Raw genomic sequence first — 19,460 nt, 5'->3', positions numbered from 1 at the left:
TCGAATCCGCCCCTGCGCAGCGGATCGGGGCAGGAAACAGCTCATTACCTAGCACCACCCCACAACACCTGCCATATTGACGCTGACACCGCCACGCTGAGAAAGGCCCACAATGATTCTCCCAGAAACGATTCGTGCGGCACACGAGGAACTTGGTCGACCTACCGATGACGCGACAATCCAGTCCGCTTTTGAAGAAGCGATCGAAGCAGTCTCCGAACGCAGTGACATTCATTCCACACGACTGAAGAAGCAGTGGCGCGAGGAGAATGGCGGAACGTCCCTCATACCGGGTGAGGTCACTGGTCGTTGCCACGCACAAGCCATGCGCCTGGCGGAAGAGGAGATCCTGGAGGAGTGGTACAACGAGCCGATCCGCGCGCTGATTGACAGCAAGGTCGAAGCAGACGAGGACGGCTGGTAACTCTCCCCGGCCCCTGAATTCACACACGGAAGGAACCCAGCCATGGACAACATTGCAGGACAAGAGTTCAATCCCGACGACCTCGTCGCTTCGCGCTTCACCCCCGTCCTCGGTGAGGACTACTGGGTCTACCACGAAATGCTCGGACTGGACGGGCAACCGGTCCACATCTACTGCTGGCGGCCCACCGAAGAGCGTCCATTATGGACACTGGTCACGTCCGGTATGAGCTGGCACAAGATGGAGATGCCTCAGGGCAGAGAAGACTTCGATCGCATTGAGTTGATCATGACTCTGCCGGGTGACTGGCCCCTAGATGAGGTCACGTCGAGTGCGAATGAAGGGCGAGAAGGGATCTCATGGCCGCTAGACTTGCTGAAGATGACTGCGCGCTTGCCCCGGAGCACGAACTCGTGGTTGTCGTACGGCTCCTCTTCCCAGTGGGGTGAGTCCCTGGAGAAAACCTATCCGGGCAGTGACTTCTCTGGATTCGTTCTCGGTGGCGCGGTTTCCCTGGATACTGAGTTCGACCTGCTCAAGACACAGTTCGGCGGTGAGACAGTCCACTTCTTGGGTCTTTTCCCGCTGTACGCGCAGGAAATTGAAGCCTACCTAGCTGGGGTCGAGGTGCTCGATCTCCTCTACGAAGCTGGTTTTGCAGAAGGTGCCCATCCCGGCCGTCCGCCAGTGGCCTAAAAGATAATTTTCCCGCAGGTGCAGTTGTGGAGTGTGCCCTATGATGTCACTTCAGTTTATTCCCTTTTATAAAGGCGAGGATGGGTTATAGGATTGATTTTGCTCCAACGCTACCGAAGTGAGGGCTTTGAAATCATCGAGGTTCAAAGTCGCACTAAGAGTGTCGCCGGTGCGTACTGTAGCGCATGCACCATTGGAAAACTCCTTGGTAGCACATGATTGGATTAGACTTTCCGAGCGCGCAGTACTTCACGCTTGCGCGTGACGCTAAACGATTCTGTCAGGCTGTTGTCAGCAATAGTTTCCACCGCGCACACGGATTCGCGCGGTATGGTTGATGAACTTACCGACACGGGCGTGACTGTTACTTTTCTTCATTAGAATCTCACGTTTGCGAAAGGCACCACGGATCCGCGTGCGGATCCAATGCTCGGCATTTTGGTTCGTTTGCGAAGTTTGAGCGGGCCATTATCCGTGAGCGCCAGGCTAAGGGTATTGCGTTAGCGAAAAGGTCAGTCGGCCAAGGTTTCCGCCAGAATAGTTAATGGCTATCCCAATCTTTCGGAACTACTTCTGTCAAGTTGAATGAAGCGTCCTGGGTTTCGTTCCGCTTATTTTGCGGCCACGGTCTGTGTGGCTGTTTGTTGATAGTAGAGAGTTTCTTTCTCCTGTGGCGTGATGTAGCCGAGGGATTCGTGAAGACGCTGGTTGTTCCACCAATACACCCACCGCAATGTGGCCAGCTTGACCTCGGCGACTGATGTCCAGGGCCGGTGCGGGTAAATCAGCTCCGTCTTGTACAACCCGTTGATTGTCTCAGCCAACGCGTTGTCGTAGGAGTCGCCCACACTTCCCGCGGACGGATCAACCCCTGCCTCGGCGAGGGCTGCCCCGTAGCGAATGGACACGTATTGCGACCCGCGGTCACTGTGATGGATTAACCCCTCGGCCCGAAGATCGCCAGCACTGTGCAACGCGTGCTCGAAAGCCTCCAATGGCAGCTCATCAGTGCGCATGCTGGCCCGCGTTGCCACTCCGACAATCTTGCGGGTGTAGACGTCGGCGATAAACGCCGTGTGCGCAAACCCAGACATCGTGCGCACGTAGGTGATGTCAGCGACCCACAATCGGTGTGGTGCTGCGGCGCTGAAGTCACGATTGACCAAATCAGGGCGCCGGCCCGGTACTTTCGCCGTAACCGTCGTCACAGGGTTTCTCCCACGGCGTGTGCCCCGAATCCCGGCAAGCTTCATCAACCTGGCTGTTTGATCCCGGCCGATGTTCCACCCCGCCCTGCGCATCGCCTTCCACATTTTGCGTACGCCGTAGACACTGAAGTTGTCCTCGAAGACGCGAACTAACTCCGGGATCAGCATGCTGTCGGACAATGTTCGCGCTGATGGTGCCTGTGTTTTCGCTGCACGGTAACCACGCGAGGAAATGAACCCACAATCTGTCGCACCCAACGTGCGGCAGATGGCCTCGACCCCGAAGCGATCGCGATAGGTATCGATGTAATCGATCATCATCTGGTGGGACGGTCGAGCTCCGCTGCGAAAAAAGCCGACGCTGTTTTCAAGATCTCGTTAGCCCTGCGCAACTCTTTGTTCTCCCGGCGCAAGCGCTTCAGTTCATTCTCGACGGATTCACTTTGGCCCGCCTCTTCCTTCTTGCGCGCGGAATCGCGTTCAAGCCAACCATGAATCGTGTGCGGCGGAATATCGAGCTTCTGACCGACTTCAACAGCCGCTGCCCACATCGAGCAAGCTTCAAGCTCGATATATTCCTCAGCAAGACGAATCGCCTTCGCCTTGAACTCAGTGCTGTAAACCCTTGGCATGAACCCAATCCTTCCCTAGAAAAAATCGGAACCAAACCCAGGACGCTTCACCTTAGATCCTGCGGAGGACCAATAGCATTCTCTCTCCTTTAAAACGAAGAACTTTTCAACGAAAGAGTAAGGCTCTGGTTTAAAATTCAACGGACTTATAAGTTAAATAGAATTAAACTGTAGCCGAATTATGTGGTTGCACATAGGACGCTCGCTTTTCTTCCCTAACTGCGAAACCATGCATAATCCCCCCCAAGAGAACGAACGCCAGCGCGCCCCAAAGTAGAAAGTCGAAATTAGGAACTACTAAAGCTCCAAGTGCGGAACCAAGGGCTGAACCCAAATAGTTGGCCGATGAATTTGCCGCTACAGCGGTAGCCCCATCTGAAGGATTCGTCTCAAGGAGAGTTTTTTGTTGAGGGGCAAGCGAAGACCACCCCAGTAGACCCCAAGCAAAGATGGCTGTGACAACCACGATCATGTTCGTTGCACCGAACAGTATAGCAATGAAAGATAGGGCCATTGCGCAGATAATGCTCAAAGTGAGTGTTCTTGGCTTTCTAAACCCATCAAGTAGATGCCCTACCCCAAAAGCGCCGATAGCGCCGCCAATTCCCCATACCCAGATTCCCACAATCTGATGATTGTCTAGAGGGGTATGCGCTAGCACCGTCGATATGTAGGTGTAGAGACCTAGGGAAGCGGTGCCCACAAATAACGTCACTAATATAGTGAATATATTAGTCTTTTTTGCCATGACCTTCGCCCGCTCCTTGAAGGAAGATGCAGGAATAGTCGGAACCGTTTGCTTTTTATTGAGGGCCACCCCTAGGAGTGCAATTACTCCTATTGCAGTAATCATCGCGATAGTTAGCCGCCACCCGAAATTAGTTGCAATGATTAAGCCGGTGGGGACACCGAGAACAGTACCTAGAGCGAGGCCTGCTAGAACAAGAGAGAGGGCTTTGCCGCTTTTTTCTTCAGGTACGCTGTGGGCCGCAACTGCGGACGATAGTGGAGAATAGACGCCCGCTGCAGAGCCTGCTATTACGCGCGATAGAATGAAAGTCACAGCGTTAGGGGAGAGTGCAGTGGCGAGGTTTGCCAGCGAAAATACAATAATGCCAATTACTAAGCTCTTGCGGGCATGTACTCCAGCTTTTCCTGAGAGGATCGGTCCCGATAAGGCGTATGCTGCGGTGAAAGCAGTTACTCCCAAACCGATGATGGACTCGGATGCGTCCAAGTCTTTCGCGATGTTGGACAATAAGCCTGCAATGACGTACGCGTCTAACCCTAAGGCCACGCTTCCCAATAGGTAGGGCCACAGCTTTTTAAGCATTTCGAATTATTCCTTCCAATAATCCTGGAAACTTCTCATTGACTTCTTTTCGAAGTGAGATTAGGCAGGATCTACCTTGACTACGCGTCCAGGTAAGACCACACTCCCTCAGCTTCCGTGTGTGGTAGCTGAGGGTAGACCTGGGCAGATCTTCTGCGAGAGTAATGCTGTCTCTTTCGGACCCATCAGAAAGAGTTTTTAAAATTTGCAACCGGACAGGATCAGATAGGGCAGAAAATATCTGTTCGAGCGATATTTCTTCCAAAGTGGGGTGTGTGTACTGTCTTGAATTCATGCCATATCCTCCCTGTGCGCAAGGTAATCGCCAAACGACAATCGTGCAACAATAGTTGAACAATTACGCGCATCGCAGGCCGGCTTCCGTAACTACGCGTTAGGTAAACGGATCCCGTCTTCACAGTGAGCAATCGCGTTCTACCTGCGGAAATCGACCGAATTTTTGGCCCTCTAAAGACAGTTAAGCTCTTTTAGATGTCCGGGAAATCAGTAGATTGCGATCCAGACTCTGGGTTCCTCGACAATCATCCACTTTGGTAGGTGCCAACCTTCAATATCCCCTCGCAGCTTCTGATCAGATCTCGTTGAGATGGACAGGTTAGGCAGGAGAACCTGCATGCTGATGAATTGACAGAGGCGGATATTCCAAGTTTTCTAGTGGTTAACAGGATGTAAGTCACTACGGTGCGAATTTTTCACGGTAGATAACCGTAATTACCCACTTTCCGCCCTGAGGCCCTTTTCTCGTTTCCGGCCTAACCTAAACGGATCACGCCTAGGGGCACGTCCGGAAAGGTTGAAGCTACAAGACAACTACCCACTTAAAACTTTATTCCGATCGTAGAGCCCGCTATGGGGATCAAGCTGGAATGCAATCACTGTCCGTCATGGCGCCGTGCGTTTGGTATCCAAGAGGTGGCATCCCCCTAATAGCGCAACGAGTGAAGGATCCTTCGACGTTTGAAAAATGAACTGTAGCCTGCTTCACAGTCGCGTTTTTGCGCGCATATGGACCGCCGTGTAGGAACGTGACCCGGCGACTACGCGAACGAGGTATGGACGATCGAGCCGACCCCGATCAACAACAGCTATACGCGGGGCGCCGTCCTTCGGTGCTCCAACTCTTCCTCAGTGCAGAACCGCGGGACGAGACCGTCGCACACTAGCTCCCGCGGGACGAGACCGTCGCACACTAGCTCCCGCGGCGCGAACTGCGCGAGAACAAGGCTCGACAGCCCGAGCGGGAACATGAGCATCTTGATAACCGCGATGACCGCCTCCTTGTAGAGCGACTCGGCGGACCCCAGTACGGCTGGCAAGGATGGCAACGGCTCTGCGGAAGCAACCGGCGTGTCCACGGCTGTGGCACCGAACGAGACCGTGGCTGCCACGGCGAGGGTAGCGATACGTTTGCGGAACATGCTTCTCCTTTTGAACGTCGACTGGATGGTTTCCCTTTCAAGATCGTTGTGCGTCGATGATTGATTACATGCTCAGTCCGGTGAATCCAAAGTTTCACGCAAGCGCGGTTGTGGAGTGTAGCCTGCTTCACAGTCGCGTTTTTGCGCGCGTACGGACCCCTGTTTAGGAACGTGACCCGGAAAGGCAGACCATGGCTGGTTCTACCTCAGTGAACGCGACCTCCCAGAAGCCGAAGGCGGCTGGGGACGAGTCGTCGAAAGCAAAAAGCAAAAAGGGCGGTAAGAAGGTGTCCTCCGACGGTTCGTCGATGGGCGGCTTCCTCGGTTTCATTGAGACTGTCGGCAACAAGCTCCCCCACCCGTTCTGGCTGTTCGTCATCATTGCCGGCATCGTTGCTGTGTCCTCCTGGATCGGCTCAATGGTGGGCATGTCCGCTGTGGATCCGGCCTCCGGTGAGACTGTTTATGTCAAGAACCTCCTGACATCGGAGGGGCTGTCGATGATGGTCACCGACGCGGTGGAGAACTTCGTCTCCTTCCCGCCGCTGGGTGTGATCCTCGTGGTCATGCTCGGTGTCGCTGTCGCCGAACAGACGGGCATGCTTTCGGCTGCGATCCGGGCGATGGTTGCTCGCGTCAGCCCGAAGATGCTCACCTTCATGGTGGCGCTTGCCGGTGTGACTGGCTCTGTGGCCTCCGACGCGATCTACGTCATCATCATCCCGCTGGGCGCCATGGCCTTCCACGCGAAGAACCGATCCCCGGTCGTGGGTGCGATGGTGGCATTTGCGGCCTCGTCTGCGGGCTTCAACTCCTCGTTGATCCTGAACATCACGGACTTGCTGCTGGCCGGTATTTCCACCTCTGCGGCCAACCTGGTCGATGATGCGTATGAGGTCTCCCCGCTGGCGAACATCTTCTTCGTCATTCCGTCGGCGATTGTCCTGTCGCTCATCATCACCGCTGTCACCGAGCTGTACGTGGATAAGAAAGCTCGCGATCTGGTCGACCACGACGAGATCGATGAGAGCGAGCTCTCCTTCGACGACGCCAGCAAGGACCCGGACGAGCTCGCGGAAGAATCTGACAGTGCTGAAAACGAAGAGGCTGAGGACGACTCTGAGTCGTCCGGACCGGTCACGGATGAGGACCTGGAGCTCGCACCGCACGAGATCAAGGGGCTGATCTGGGCAGGCATCACCCTGGTTGTGTTCATGGTGATCTACTTCCTGTTGCTCTTCATTCCGGGCTCCCCGTTCGCGCGCCCGGACGAGGGCTTCATGGAGTCCCCGCTGATCCGCCAGGTGGCCGTGCCCATCACCTTGATCTTCTTCCTCACTGGTCTGGTCTACGGCCTTGTGGCTAAGACCATGGCGAAAGGCCTGAAGAGCATGCTGCCGATGATGGTGCTGTTCTTCGTCGTGGCCCAGTTCCTGGCGTGGTTCCAGTGGTCGAACTTGGGCGCGTGGACGGCGATTACCGGTTCGGAGCTCTTGCAGCGTTGGGATCTGCCGACGGTCGTGCTGTTCGCCTGCTTCGTCATCATGGTCGCGGTGATCAACCTGTTCATCACGTCCGGTTCCGCACAGTGGGCACTCATGGCGCCGATCGTGGTGCCGATGATGATGTACGTCGGCGTGTCCCCGGAGGTCACCCAGATGCTCTACCGCATGGGCGATTCCCCGACGAACATTCTCACCCCCATGTCGCCGTACTTCGCGCTCGCGCTGACGTACCTGCAGCAGTACTACAAGAAGGCCGGTGTGGGCACGCTGATCTCCCTGTCGCTGCCGTACTCATTGTCGATGATCATCGGCTGGTTCTTGTTCTTCCTGCTGTGGTACTTCGCCGGTATTCCGCTCGGCCCGGGTACGCCGATGACGTACGGCGGGTAAATCACCGCCCGACATGATTCTGCTTGTAGACAACTACGACTCCTACACGTTCAACCTCGCCCATCTCATCGCGGAAGTCTCGGGCGAGGAGCCGGCGGTCGTCCCTGCGGCTGACGCATTGTCGCTTATCGACGATGTCTCCTCCGGCCGTTTCACCCACGTGATCATCTCTCCCGGACCGGGCACCCCAACCAACGACGATGACTTCGCGGCCTCCCGCGCAATCATCGAAGCCGCATCGGAAACTCCCCTTCTCGGTGTGTGCCTGGGGCACCAAGGGCTCGCTCACCTCGCGGGCGCGACGGTCACCCGCGCGCCGGAACCCCGGCACGGGTTCGTGAGCACGATTAGCCACAGCGGCGAGGGAATCTTCGCTGGAGTCCCGCAGGACTTCAAGGCGGTGCGTTACCACTCGCTGCACATTGAAACCCCGATTCATGGCCACGAGGAGAGCGAGTCGACGATCACGGTGCATGCCCGCAGCGAGGATGGCGTCATTCAAGCTCTCGAAGTGGTCGGCCGCCCGCACTGGGGTGTGCAGTTCCACCCTGAGTCGATCCTGACAGAGCACGGACGCACCATCATGGAAAATTTCCTTCGCCTCGGCAGCTGGAGGCTCACCCACCGTGCAGTCGACATCGATCTCGATTGCCAGCGCGTCTTCGCTGCTCTCCGTGCCCGCGGGAACGACGCGTTTTGGCTCGATTCGGCGGACACCGACCGCGGACGGTATTCGATCCTGGGCGACACCGCCGGTCCTCTGAGCCGGTCGGTCTCCTACCGCCTCGGCGACGATCCCGACATCTTGGACGTCCTTGAGCAAGAACTGGCCGCGGGTATCCAGTCCCCCGTCGACCTCCCGTTCACCGGCGGGTGGGTCGGTTACCTCGGGTACGAGTGCGCTCAGCTCACGCTGCCCAGCGCGGATCTCGGCCGGCACACCTCCCCTGTCCCCGACGCCTACTTCGTGCGGCCGCAGTCCTTCATCGTGTACGACCACTGGGAGCACACCGCGCACCTGTGCGGCCTCGGGGACGCAGAAGAACTCCTCGACCAGCTTGAAGCACTGCTGGGCGGGGTGGATGAGAGGGACGAGGGAACGTCGATAAGCAACGGCTCCTGGCGCACTCCCGATTACCGTGAGCGCATCGGTGTAGCGCAAGACCGGTTGCACGCGGGCGACAGTTACGAAGTGTGCCTGACCGATGCCTTCGAAGCGCAGGCCTCCGGTGAGCTCTATCCCGCTCTCCGCGCGCACAATCCGGCGCCGTACGCCGCGCACCTCGTCTTCGACGGTGTGGAGGTCATGAGTGCATCCCCGGAGCGGTTCCTCACGGTCCGCGATCGTCGCGTGGAAGCGAAACCAATCAAGGGCACCATTGCGGCGGATCAAGATCCCGCGTTGCTTCACGACGACAAAACCCACGCCGAAAACCTCATGATCGTCGACCTCATGCGCAATGACTTAGCGCGCGTGTGCCGCCCCGGCTCTGTGCGTGTGCCCAGCCTCATGGCCGTCGAGCGTTACGCCACCGTGCAGCAGTTGGTCTCCACGATCACGGGCGAACTGAACCCCGATGCGACTCTCATTGATCTGTTGCGGGCGACGTTCCCGCCGGGATCCATGACGGGCGCGCCGAAGGTGCGCACCTGCGAGACCATCGACCAGCTGGAAACTGGCCCGCGCGGGGTGTACTCCGGTGCGTTGGGCTATTTCGGGTTCGACGGGCAGGCGGACCTTTCCGTGGTGATCCGCACCGCAGTCAGAGCAGGGGACCGTATAAGCGTCGGCGCAGGTGGCGCGATCGTGCTAGCTTCCGATCCAGGCGCAGAGGTCGCAGAGAAGCAGCTCAAAGCCGACGCGGTTCTGGGGGCTTTCACATGAAGTCCTACGAATGGATCAATGGTACCTTCGCTCCCTGCTCCCCTGCGTCCTCTCGTGTGGCTGGCCCGTTCGACCGCGCTGATTCGTGGCGTCACCGCGACGGCCGCGCGAACGGTCTCACGCATCACCTAGAGCGTTTCGGGGGCGTCCCGGACGGATTCGTGCAAGCGATGCTGCCGCTCATCTCAGATGGCGACCTCTTTCCGCGGATCGCCCGCTGCGGCTCCCGGCTGTTTCTCGATGTGCGCCCCGCCCCCGCGCCACGCACGACGACCGTGCTCACCTACACGCCGACTGCACCCGACCCGCGAACGCAGCCATTGCTCAAAGGGCCGGATTTGGACGCCCTAGCGCAGTACCGGGACAGCCAACAACTGCCCGGCACAGACGACACTGTGATCGTCGGTGCCGAAGGTGACATGCTCGAAACCACTACCGGTGCGCTGCTCGCCTGGGACGGCGACACTCTCGTGCTGCCGTCCGGCACCTGGCTGCCCAGTGTCACCTCAGCGCAGATCGTCGACCGCGCGCGAGCAATCGGACTGAGCGTGACCAGCCGCCCCCTCTACCCTGACGACAATATGCCGCTATGGTTCGCCAACTCACTGCACGGCCTCAGCCCAGTCACAGAGATTCGAGGCCCGGGTACGACGAAACCACCGGCGCACCCGCGCACCGCCGAATGGCAGGCGTGGTGGTGGGGCAACTTTGCAAAATTCGCCTAACAGCTCCTAGCCGGGTCTCAACCGCGGTGACTCTGAGCTAAGCCGAACGGGAAGCCAACACCTTTCCCGTCGCAGTATCGCACCCTGCCAACTCGGCTGGCGTACCTTCGGCAATCACTCGTCCACCGTCGGCACCCGCGCCCGGGCCCATCTCGATGACCCGGTCCGCCTGCGCAATGACCGACAGATCGTGCTCAACCACGATGACGGTTTGCCCTGCATCAACGAGCCCATTGAGTTCCTTGACCAGCAGCTCCACATCCGCTGGGTGCAGGCCTGTCGTCGGCTCGTCGAGGAGGTACACGGTGTGGCCGCGCCGGGAATTACGGGAGCGCTGCAGCTCGGTGGCGAGTTTAATGCGCTGCGCCTCACCGCCAGAGAGTTCCGGTGCTCCCTGCCCTAAGCGGAGATACCCTAGTCCCACTGCCTGCAGGGTTTCAACGGCCCTCAAGATCGTCGGTTCGTCGGCGAATACCCCGGCAGCGTCATCCACGGTGAGTTCCAGGACATTCGCGATCGTGCGCCCCTGCCACGTCACCTCGAGAGTCTCATCGTTGTAGCGGGCACCCTCGCAGTCCGGGCACGTGGTGTATGAGCCGGGGAGGAACACCAGCTCCACCTCGATTTTCCCGGCGCCGCCGCAGGTTGGGCACTGGCCCTGCTTGACGTTGTAGGAAAACCGCGATACCGTCCAGCCCCGCTTTTTCGCTTCGTCGGTGGAGGCGAAGAGTTTGCGTACGCCGTCGAAAAGCCCGGTGTATGTGGCCAGTGTCGAGCGCGGCGTGCGGCCGATCGGTTTCTGCGTGATCTGCACGACGCGGCTGACTGCGTCGAAGCCGCTGCGCTTCTCCACGCTCCACTCCGCCGGCTCCTGCGATGCGTCTTCATCATCCTGATCCGTCACTGCAGCGGCAGCTTCACACAGCACTCCGGCAAGAACCGTGCTGACAAGGGTGGATTTGCCAGAACCAGACACGCCGGCCACGGCAGTGAACTGCCCGAGCCCGAAATCCACGGCACCACCGTCAATGGACCGGGCGCGCACTCCTTCAAGGGTGAGCGTTCCCGTGGCCTCACGCGATGCGTCGTTCAACGTCAGCGCGCGATTGTTCAGTGCGTGAGCTGTCGGAGTGTCCGCGTTGTAGTCGCTCGTGGGGCCGGAGTAGACCACTTTGCCGCCCTGCTCGCCGGCGAGCGGGCCGACGTCGACCAGCCAATCGGTCTGGGCAACGAGCTCCATGTCGTGCTCCACGAGCAGGACGGAATTGCCGGCGGCAATGAAACGGCGGCACATGTCCAATACTGCGTCGCGCTCCGCCGGGTGCAAACCCGCAGACGGCTCGTCGAGCACGTACGCCACGCCGAAGAGACCCGAGCGCAGCTGCGCGGCGAGACGGATGCGCTGCAGTTCGCCGCCGGACAGCGTCGGCGCGGGGCGATCGAGACTCAGGTGAGCGAGCCCAAGGTCGAGCGCCGACTGCAGCGCGGGCAAAATCTGCTGGAGCAGAAGATCCTCGGCGGAATTGTCTTCCGGGGTCTGCTCGGCCAGCACCTCGTGGACTCGGTCGAGGGGCAGGGCGCCGAGCTCGTCGATAGGCATGCCCGCGTAGGTGACTTTCAGCGCCTCAGGGTTAAGGCGACGCCCATGGCACGTCTCACAGGTGCGCGACTCCATGTAGGACAAGACACGTTTGCGCAGTGTGTCTGACTGGGTTTCGGCGAGAGTATTGGTCAAGTAGCTGGCCACCGAACGCCACGTGCCTTTGTAGTTGCGCTGGATCTGGTCCTCGCCGCGCAGTGGCTTCACCGTCACAACCGGGCGTTCCTCAGTGAAGAGGATCCAGTCCCGGTCCTCTTGCGGCAACTCTTGCCACGGGGAATTGAGGTCGTAGCCCAGGGTCTGCAGGATGTCATGGAAGTTCTTCCCCGCCCATGCGCCGGGCCACGCCTGGATGGCGCCGTCCTCAATGGACAGCGTCGGGTCCGGCACCATGGACTGCTCCGTGGGCTCGTGGACGACACCTGTGCCCTGGCATGTCGGACACATGCCCTCAGGAGTGTTCGGGGAGAACGAATCGGAGTACAGGCCCTTCGGGTTATCGCCCGCACGCGAGTAGAGCAAGCGAATACTGTTCGACAGTGCAGAAACCGTTCCCACTGTGGACCGCGCACCGCCACCCGATGTGGTCTGCTGGAGCGCGACCGTCGGCGGCAAGCCATTGATCTCACTGACCTGCGGATCCACAGCGGAGCCGATGAGACGGCGCGCGAACGGCGCGACCGATTCAAGGTAGCGCCGTTGCCCCTCGCCGTGGATCGTGCCGAACGCGAGGGAGGATTTGCCCGAACCGGACACACCCGTCACCGCGACGAGCGTGCCCCGCGGAATGTCCACATCGACATTCCGCAGATTGTGCAGGTGGGCGTCCCTGACTTCGATTCCGGCGGCTAGCTCAGCAGCTTCAGACATACCCACCAGGGTAACCAGAGCTGGCGGCTACTGCGGACGCTGCGTGTCCTCACCAAGCTGGTGGACGTGAATCATGTTGGTCGTGCCAGCCACGCCCGGCGGGGTGCCGGCCACAACGACCATGACATCGCCTTCGTCATACGCATCGACGGACAGCAGAATCTCGTCGACGGTCTGCATCATCTCGTCGGTGTTGTCCACCTGCGGGCACAGGAACGTCTCCGCGCCCCACGTCAGGGCGAGTTGGGAGCGGACCGCCTGGTGCGGGGTGAACACCAGCAGCGGCAGGTAGGAGTGCAGGCGGGCCAGACGACGAGCGGTCTCACCCGAGCTGGTGAACGCGACCAGCGCGCGCGAGTTGAGGCGCTCAGCGATGTCGCGGGCAGAGTAGGAAATCACGCCACGCTTGGTGCGCGGAATGTGGTTCAGCGGCGGCACGGAACCCATGGACTCGGCAACGCGGACGATGCGGTCCATGGTGCGCACAACATTGTGCGGGTCCGCACCGACCGACGTCTCGCCCGAGAGCATCACGGCGTCGGTGCCGTCGAGCACAGCGTTGGCAACGTCGGAAGCCTCCGCGCGCGTCGGGCGGGAATTGTCAATCATCGAGTCGAGCATCTGAGTCGCCACGATGACCGGCTTCGCGTTCTCGCGGGCAATCTGGATCGCGCGCTTTTGCACCAGCGGCACCTGCTCTAGGGCGATCTCCACACCCAGGTCACCACGGGCGACCATGATGGCGTCAAAGGCGAGAATAATGGACTCCAGCGAGTCCACAGCCTCCGGCTTTTCCAGCTTCGCAATCACCGGAACGCGGCGACCTTCTTCGTCCATGATCTCGTGAACCAGGTCGACATCAGACGGTGAGCGCACAAACGACAGTGCGATGAAGTCCACCCCGAGGTTCAGCGCGAAACGCAGGTCTGCCTTGTCTTTTTCCGACAGAGCCGGAGCAGAGATGTTCATCCCCGGAAGAGACACACCCTTGTTGTTGGAGACAGGGCCGCCCTCAACGACTTCGCAAACGACATCATTTCCGTCGACCTCTTTGCAGACGAGGGCGACCTTGCCGTCGTCGACAAGCAAGCGGTCGCCGGGCTGCGCATCTTCAGCGAGGTTGTTGTAGGTCGTCGACACACGGTCGTGCGTGCCTTCAATGTCGTCGACAGTGATGCGGACCTCTTCACCGGTCTCCCAGTAGGTCTTACCGTCACCTTCAAAACGGCCGAGACGGATCTTCGGACCCTGCAGGTCGGCGAGAATACCCACTGCGTGGCCGGTCTCATCGGTGGCCTCACGCACCCAGCGGTAGTTCTGCTCGTGGTCGGGGTAGTCGCCGTGGGAGAAGTTTAACCGGGCAACGTCCATGCCGTCGCTCACGAGTCCGAGAATGGCGTCCTTGCTGGCTACAGCTGGTCCGAGAGTGCAAACGATCTTGGTGCGTCTATCCACAATTTCCTACTTCGTCTCGTGGTTCATCTCGTGGGTTTTCTCGCGAGAGATTGGATACGCGCCCCACGCTACCGAAACACAGCGTCTTTCGCCGAGCGGTGTTCGCAGTGTGCGCACTCAGCGCTTTTCAGGTGCTTTCCGCTTATCGACGTCGGCCTCCGCAGTCTCTTTTTCCGCCTGATACCCGGGATCAACTTCTTCGGGAGTCTCACGCCCGGAGCGCATCCGGATGAACACGATGACGGCCGCGATGAAGATGACCGCGGAGATGAACATGTTGATGCGGATGCCGAAGATCAGGTGCGCTTCATCGGCGCGCATGAACTCCATAAGTACGCGGCCGAGCGTGTAGGAGGCGACGTACAGGACGAAAACGCGGCCGCGGCCCAAGTTGAAGCGCTTCTCCGCCCACAGCAGGAAGCAGAAGGCGGCGATGTTCCAGATCATTTCGTAGAGGAACGTGGGGTGCACACTCGCGATGACTTCGCCCGTTGACCGGCCTGTCAGCGGAGCGAAATTGCCGGCCTCGTCGACGCGGTAGTAAATGTCCAGCGCCCATGGGACGTCAGTCGGGCGGCCGTAGAGCTCCTGGTTGAAGTAATTGCCTAGTCGGCCGATCGCTTGAGCCAGGATGATCGTCGGACCGACTGAGTCCGCGAACGGTGCCAGCGGCACACCGCGGTATTTGAACAAACCCCATACCGCGAGCGTTCCCAGAGCCACCGCTCCCATAATGCCCAGCCCGCCGGCAGAGAAATTGAAAACTTGCAGCGGATCCTTGCCAGGGCCGAAGTAATCGTCGTACTGCGTGATCACGTGGTAGGCACGGCCGCCGATGATGCCCGTCGGGATAGCCACAATTGCAGCGTCCCAGACCATGTCCGGGTTGCCGCCGCGGGCTTCATAGCGGCGCAAGGTCAGCGCCATGGCGACGATGATGCCGGTAATGATGCACAGCGCGTAGGCGCGGATCGGGATCGGCCCGAGGTACCAGACGCCCTGCGGCGGCGAAGGGATGTTGGCAAGGATGTGGGTACTCACAGATAGCTAGCTTAGCTGCCGCGGCGCGACGGGCAGGCCGGGTGCTGGCCGGCGGCCACCAGCGTGCGGGTGGCTGCGGTGATGTCGTCGCTCGACATGACGGCCTCACCGGCAATGACAGCGTCAGCCCCAATGGAGGCTGCGGACATGAGGTCGCGGGCGTTGCGTACGCCGCCGAGACTGATGCGGAAGACGCTTTCCGGCAATCCGGGCTCGATCTCGCTGAACGCTTCACGGTTGACCTCGTTCGTGTCGAACGTCCATGAGTTGACCCCGATCACCGTGGCTCCCGCCTTCAGCGCGCGGTCCGCTTCTTCCGGCGTGCGCACCTCTGCCATGGCGACCATGTTCAGGGACTCGACGCGGTCGAGCAGGCTTTCCAGGCGCGCTTGTTCTAAAAGCCCGACTTGCAGCGGCACCATGTCGGCGCCGAAGCAGCGGGCTTCGTGGATTTGGTAAGGGTCGACGATGACGTCTCGGCAGACCATCGGCAGTCCGGTGGCCCGGCGGGCCTCCTGCATGTCGTGGAGGGAACCGTCGAAACGCAACCGCTCGGTCTGGCAGGCGATCAGTGCCGCTCCCCCGGCTTCAATGTCGGCCGCGAGCTGCCGGAGGTCACTGGCACCGGTGGGGCCGTGCACGGGTGAGGTGCGTTTGATCTCCACGATCACGCCGCACCCCGGTCCCTTGAGTGCCCCCATCACATCGCGGGTGTCGGTCAGGGAACGGGAGCGCGCCTTGATCTCTTTGAAGGGGATGTTGGCTTCGCGGGCGGCGACATCGGCTAGGACACCAGCCACAACGGGATTGACCTTCCGTTCACCTTGCACCGCGGTCATACTTCAAAAGAGTATCGGGTCTACGTGCCCCGGCGAAATTGAGCGTCCTGATCAGTCGGATCGATGTCCGCGTCGATAGCGTCCCACAGCACGCGGCCCGACTCGGGTTCATCCTGCAGATCCTGCTCGATCTTCTCGCGACGCTGCGACGCCTTTTCGTATTTATTCTTGGTGGCTGTGTCCTCGCCGGGCCGTAATGCCAGGGCAATTCCGCCTGCAGCCGCAGCCAGGGCGCCTAGCAATCCGACCAGCGGGCCGGCGGCATGCGTGGTCACCTCCACGATCTGCGCCCACTCCGGCAGGGCCGCCTGGCCCGTCGTGGAACCGATTGCGCCCTCTTCCCCGCCGTAGGTGAGCAGAGCCTTGATGCGTTCAGGATCCGGCGATGCGACAAGCACTGTCAGCGGCGGCACCGTCACCAGCGCCGCAGCGGCAGCCCCGACGGCACCGACAATGCGACGGCCGATCTTCGTCAGCGCAAGCCCTGCCACGGTCGCGGCGAGCAAGAGGAGAACAACGGCTGTGACTTCAGTGGACCACTCGCCGCCGGCAACCCCTATCTGGCCATCACCTGTGCGGTCATCAGCGTACGAGACGGTCATCCATGTCAGCCGCGATGCGAGCCAGAGGACTATCGCCCCCAGCCCCATGAGCAGCGGACCTATACGCCTAGCGTTCATCGTCCGCTCCCAGCAGTAGGTCCGCCTCGAAGCACGTACGGTCACCTGTGTGGCACGCGCCACCGACTTGCTGGACTGAAAGGAGCACGGTGTCCCCGTCGCAGTCGAGCCGCGCCTCGTCCACATGCTGGGTATGGCCGCTGGTCAGACCCTTGATCCAGTACTCACCGCGGGAGCGCGAATAATACGTTCCCTGCCGAGTGGCCAAGGTGTAGGCCAGCGCAGGCGCATCCATCCACGCCATCATGAGCACCTCGCCGGTCCCCGATGCCTGCACGATCGCGGGGACGAGTCCGTCGGCATTGAAGCGGACACGGTCGCGGATGTGCGGATCCAGCACTGCATCCTCTGGCTTTTCCGGAATCACAGACGCACCTCGCATCCGGCATCTGCCAACTCCTGCTTCACCTCGGGGATGGAGACTTCACCGAAATGGAAGATAGACGCCGCCAACACTGCGTCCGCACCAGAGTGGACGGCCGGCGGGAAGTGCTCGGCTGCCCCGGCGCCGCCGGAGGCGATGATCGGGATGGACACAGCTTCGCGCACCCGCTGGGTGAGTTCGATGTCGAAGCCAGCCTTCGTGCCATCACCGTCCATGGAGTTGAGCAAGATTTCGCCGACGCCGAGCTTTTCTCCGGTCTGGGCCCACTCGATCGCGTCAATACCGGCGGAGCGGGTGCCGCCGTGGGTGGTCACCTCGAAACCGCTGGGTTGGGGTTGGCCTCCTTCGGGAACGCGGCGGGCATCGACGGACAGCACGATGCACTGTGCGCCGAACTGGCGCGATAACTCACCGAGAAGTTCCGGCCGGGCGATAGCCGCCGTGTTGACGGAGACTTTGTCAGCACCCGCCCGCAGCAGCTCGCGGACGTCGTCAGCTGTGCGCACCCCACCGCCGACCGTCAGGGGGATGAAGACCTGCTCCGCGGCGCGGCGGACAACCTCCAGCATCGTGCCGCGGCCTTCCTTCGAGGCGGTCACGTCGAGGAACGTCAACTCGTCAGCCCCCTGCTGCCCGTACAGCTTCGCCATTTCAACCGGATCACCCGCGTCGCGGAGATTCTCGAAGTTGACGCCTTTGACCACGCGGCCGTTGTCCACGTCCAGGCACGGAATGACACGGGTTGCCACCGTCACTGCAGACACTCCTTCATGGGGGTTGTCGGGGTTACTGGATCGACTTAATGGTACTGAGCACCCTTTCGTGCGCCCCGGGTGACCCGGCGATCACACCGATGGAGTCCAGCGTCCACGGCTCCCCGTCGATGTCGGTGACCACTGCCCCTGCGCAGCGGGTGAGCAGCACGCCGGCGGCGTTGTCCCATGGGTGCGGAGAGAAACTCACCGCTGCCTCGTAGATGCCTTGAGCGACGAACGCGAGGTCGATACCGACCGAGCCGCTAATACGGGGGCGCATGTTTGTCCGCTCGAGCTCCTTGATCAACCGCAGGCGGCTATCCGGCGGGATCCGGTTTGTGTCGTCGGAACCGACAGCTCCGACACCGACTTGGTTGCTCACGATGGGGGTGTCCGTCAACCGCGGCAACTGGCGGTCGTTGAGCCACACATGGGACCCTTCCCGGGCAGTGAGGCGCATATCCAGAAGCGGGATGTCGGTCACGGACAGCACCGGTTGCTTGTCCACAACCAGGGAGATGAGCACTGCACAGTTCGGGTTTCCGGAGGCGAAGTTCGCGGTGCCGTCGATCGGGTCAACGACCCATGACGCGTCGGAGCGCAACACTCCGCCCTCTTCTTCACCAAGGACAGAAATGCCCGTGGTGTAGGCAAGCTGCTCACGCAGCATGCTCTCGATCTGCAAGTCGATTTCGGTGGCATAGTCGCCGCCACCCTTGTGCAAGGCGGGAGCGGCACCGAGGCCCTCGGTGAACATCCGGCGGGCTTGATCCGCTGCGTCCTCCGCAATCCGCAGGTACTCGTGAATCTCATCCATGCCCATGGTTCACCAACTCCAGTGCCTCGCGCAGCGTGAAGCGGTTTTCGTACAGCGCCTTGCCCACAATGACGCTGTCGATGCCTTCTTCGGCGTACTGCACAATCTCGGCAATGTCATCCAAGGTGGATACTCCGCCTGACGCGGTCACGGCGGCATCCGTTGCGGCGGAGACGTCGCGAAGCAAATCAACGTTAGGCCCGGTCAGCGTGCCGTCTTTGCTCACGTCAGTCACCACAAAACGTGCGCACCCGGCGGCATCAAAGAATTCGAGAACCTCCCACAGGTCGCCGCCGTCAGACGTCCAGCCACGGCCCTTCGTGCGCCATTGGCCGCCCTCCTCACGCACCGCGATGTCGATCGCGATCGCCTCGCCATAACGGGCAATGGCATCAGCCGCCCAATCCGGGTTCTCCAGCGCCGCGGTGCCGATGTTCACGCGTTTCGCCCCGGTGGCAAGCGCTCGCTCCAACGTCGCGTCGTCGCGGATCCCGCCGGTCAACTCCACGTTGATCGATAGCTCACGGGTGATCTCCGCCATGAGCTCATGATTGGATCCGCGGCCGAACGCCGCATCCAGATCCACAAAGTGCAGCCACTGAGCCCCCTGCTCCTGCCACTGCAGCGCGGCTTCGAGCGGGGCACCATAGCTCTTCTCCGTGCCCGCCTCACCTTGATCCAGGCGCACAGCCTGGCCGTCTACAACGTCAACAGCGGGCAGCACAGTGAAATCCATATTCACATCCTAGTAGAGACTGAGATTCATATGAGCACATCCACG

18 protein-coding genes are annotated in these 19,460 nt (G+C 60.5%); 5 read left to right on the top strand and 13 right to left on the bottom strand.

The window, feature by feature from the left end:
- The first annotated feature begins 112 nt into the window (after positions 1 to 112).
- Positions 113 to 424, top strand: a complete 312-nt coding sequence (locus KBX07_RS05315) for a hypothetical protein (protein ID WP_256023316.1) — start codon at positions 113 to 115, stop codon at positions 422 to 424.
- Positions 425 to 466: 42 nt separating this feature from the next.
- The gene (locus tag KBX07_RS05310; protein WP_256023314.1) at positions 467 to 1,120 is read left to right on the top strand and encodes a suppressor of fused domain protein; all 654 of its coding nucleotides are present in this window, start codon (positions 467 to 469) and stop codon (positions 1,118 to 1,120) included.
- Between the two features lie 611 nt (positions 1,121 to 1,731).
- Here the strand turns inward: KBX07_RS05310 and KBX07_RS05305 are convergent.
- From KBX07_RS05305 to KBX07_RS05290, 4 genes are all read right to left on the bottom strand, one after another.
- Positions 1,732 to 2,960, bottom strand: a protein-coding gene (locus KBX07_RS05305) for an IS3 family transposase (RefSeq protein WP_256023313.1) whose coding sequence is annotated in 2 segments (ribosomal slippage) — positions 1,732 to 2,684 and positions 2,684 to 2,960 — 1,230 coding nt in all. Because the reading frame shifts where the segments join, the coding sequence is not laid out codon by codon here.
- 163 nt (positions 2,961 to 3,123) lie between these two features.
- Complete coding sequence (locus KBX07_RS05300; RefSeq protein ID WP_255994843.1) at positions 3,124 to 4,293, bottom strand: MFS transporter; 1,170 nt, start codon at positions 4,291 to 4,293, stop codon at positions 3,124 to 3,126.
- Complete coding sequence (locus KBX07_RS05295; protein WP_083770279.1) at positions 4,286 to 4,588, bottom strand: helix-turn-helix transcriptional regulator; 303 nt, start codon at positions 4,586 to 4,588, stop codon at positions 4,286 to 4,288. Before KBX07_RS05295 ends, KBX07_RS05300 begins: the two co-directional genes overlap by 8 nt.
- A gap of 811 nt (positions 4,589 to 5,399) precedes the next feature.
- Positions 5,400 to 5,732, bottom strand: a complete 333-nt coding sequence (locus KBX07_RS05290) for a hypothetical protein (protein ID WP_256023311.1) — start codon at positions 5,730 to 5,732, stop codon at positions 5,400 to 5,402.
- 308 nt (positions 5,733 to 6,040) lie between these two features.
- Between KBX07_RS05290 and KBX07_RS05285 the strand changes: the two genes are divergently transcribed.
- From KBX07_RS05285 to KBX07_RS05275, 3 genes are read left to right on the top strand one after another with little or no spacing between them, the layout of a single operon-like run.
- The gene (locus KBX07_RS05285) at positions 6,041 to 7,627 is read left to right on the top strand and encodes an AbgT family transporter (RefSeq protein WP_256023388.1); all 1,587 of its coding nucleotides are present in this window, start codon (positions 6,041 to 6,043) and stop codon (positions 7,625 to 7,627) included.
- Between the two features lie 13 nt (positions 7,628 to 7,640).
- A complete protein-coding gene (locus tag KBX07_RS05280; protein WP_256023310.1) occupies positions 7,641 to 9,512 on the top strand; it encodes a chorismate-binding protein in 1,872 nt (623 codons plus the stop codon).
- Entirely contained in the window at positions 9,509 to 10,237 is a 729-nt protein-coding gene (locus KBX07_RS05275) for an aminotransferase class IV (protein WP_256023308.1), read from the top strand. Before KBX07_RS05280 ends, KBX07_RS05275 begins: the two co-directional genes overlap by 4 nt.
- A 37-nt stretch (positions 10,238 to 10,274) precedes the next feature.
- Here the strand turns inward: KBX07_RS05275 and KBX07_RS05270 are convergent, their stop codons facing one another.
- From KBX07_RS05270 to priA, 9 genes are all read right to left on the bottom strand, one after another.
- Positions 10,275 to 12,707 carry an excinuclease ABC subunit UvrA gene (locus tag KBX07_RS05270; protein WP_256023307.1) on the bottom strand — a complete coding sequence of 811 codons (2,433 nt, stop codon included), beginning with the start codon at positions 12,705 to 12,707 and terminating at the stop codon, positions 10,275 to 10,277.
- A 27-nt stretch (positions 12,708 to 12,734) separates the two neighbouring features.
- On the bottom strand, positions 12,735 to 14,162 hold the full coding sequence (pyk, locus tag KBX07_RS05265) for a pyruvate kinase (RefSeq protein ID WP_005289647.1): 1,428 nt from the start codon (positions 14,160 to 14,162) through the stop codon (positions 12,735 to 12,737).
- Positions 14,163 to 14,279: 117 nt separating this feature from the next.
- A complete protein-coding gene (lgt, locus tag KBX07_RS05260; RefSeq protein WP_005289646.1) occupies positions 14,280 to 15,203 on the bottom strand; it encodes a prolipoprotein diacylglyceryl transferase in 924 nt (307 codons plus the stop codon).
- 11 nt (positions 15,204 to 15,214) lie between these two features.
- Positions 15,215 to 16,042, bottom strand: coding sequence for an indole-3-glycerol-phosphate synthase (locus tag KBX07_RS05255; protein WP_005289645.1), 828 nt, complete (start codon positions 16,040 to 16,042; stop codon positions 15,215 to 15,217).
- A 20-nt stretch (positions 16,043 to 16,062) separates the two neighbouring features.
- Positions 16,063 to 16,722, bottom strand: a complete 660-nt coding sequence (locus tag KBX07_RS05250) for a TIGR02234 family membrane protein (RefSeq protein WP_005289644.1) — start codon at positions 16,720 to 16,722, stop codon at positions 16,063 to 16,065.
- Positions 16,712 to 17,104 carry a phosphoribosyl-AMP cyclohydrolase gene (hisI, locus tag KBX07_RS05245; RefSeq protein ID WP_256023305.1) on the bottom strand — a complete coding sequence of 131 codons (393 nt, stop codon included), beginning with the start codon at positions 17,102 to 17,104 and terminating at the stop codon, positions 16,712 to 16,714. Before hisI ends, KBX07_RS05250 begins: the two co-directional genes overlap by 11 nt.
- Positions 17,086 to 17,862, bottom strand: a complete 777-nt coding sequence (gene hisF, locus KBX07_RS05240; RefSeq protein WP_256023304.1) for an imidazole glycerol phosphate synthase subunit HisF — start codon at positions 17,860 to 17,862, stop codon at positions 17,086 to 17,088. Before hisF ends, hisI begins: the two co-directional genes overlap by 19 nt.
- Positions 17,863 to 17,893: 31 nt before the next feature.
- Positions 17,894 to 18,685 carry an inositol monophosphatase gene (locus KBX07_RS05235; protein WP_370687276.1) on the bottom strand — a complete coding sequence of 264 codons (792 nt, stop codon included), beginning with the start codon at positions 18,683 to 18,685 and terminating at the stop codon, positions 17,894 to 17,896.
- A complete protein-coding gene (gene priA / locus KBX07_RS05230) occupies positions 18,672 to 19,415 on the bottom strand; it encodes a bifunctional 1-(5-phosphoribosyl)-5-((5-phosphoribosylamino)methylideneamino)imidazole-4-carboxamide isomerase/phosphoribosylanthranilate isomerase PriA (RefSeq protein WP_005289640.1) in 744 nt (247 codons plus the stop codon). The genes KBX07_RS05235 and priA overlap by 14 nt, the downstream gene beginning before the upstream one ends.
- Positions 19,416 to 19,460: the final 45 nt, after the last annotated feature.

Origin of the sequence: Corynebacterium sp. CCUG 70398, from assembly GCF_024454055.1 — a bacterium.
GTDB classification, from domain to species: domain Bacteria; phylum Actinomycetota; class Actinomycetes; order Mycobacteriales; family Mycobacteriaceae; genus Corynebacterium; species Corynebacterium genitalium.
The sequence above is the reverse complement of the archived record's forward strand: the minus strand, read 5'-3'. Positions and strand labels throughout refer to the sequence as shown.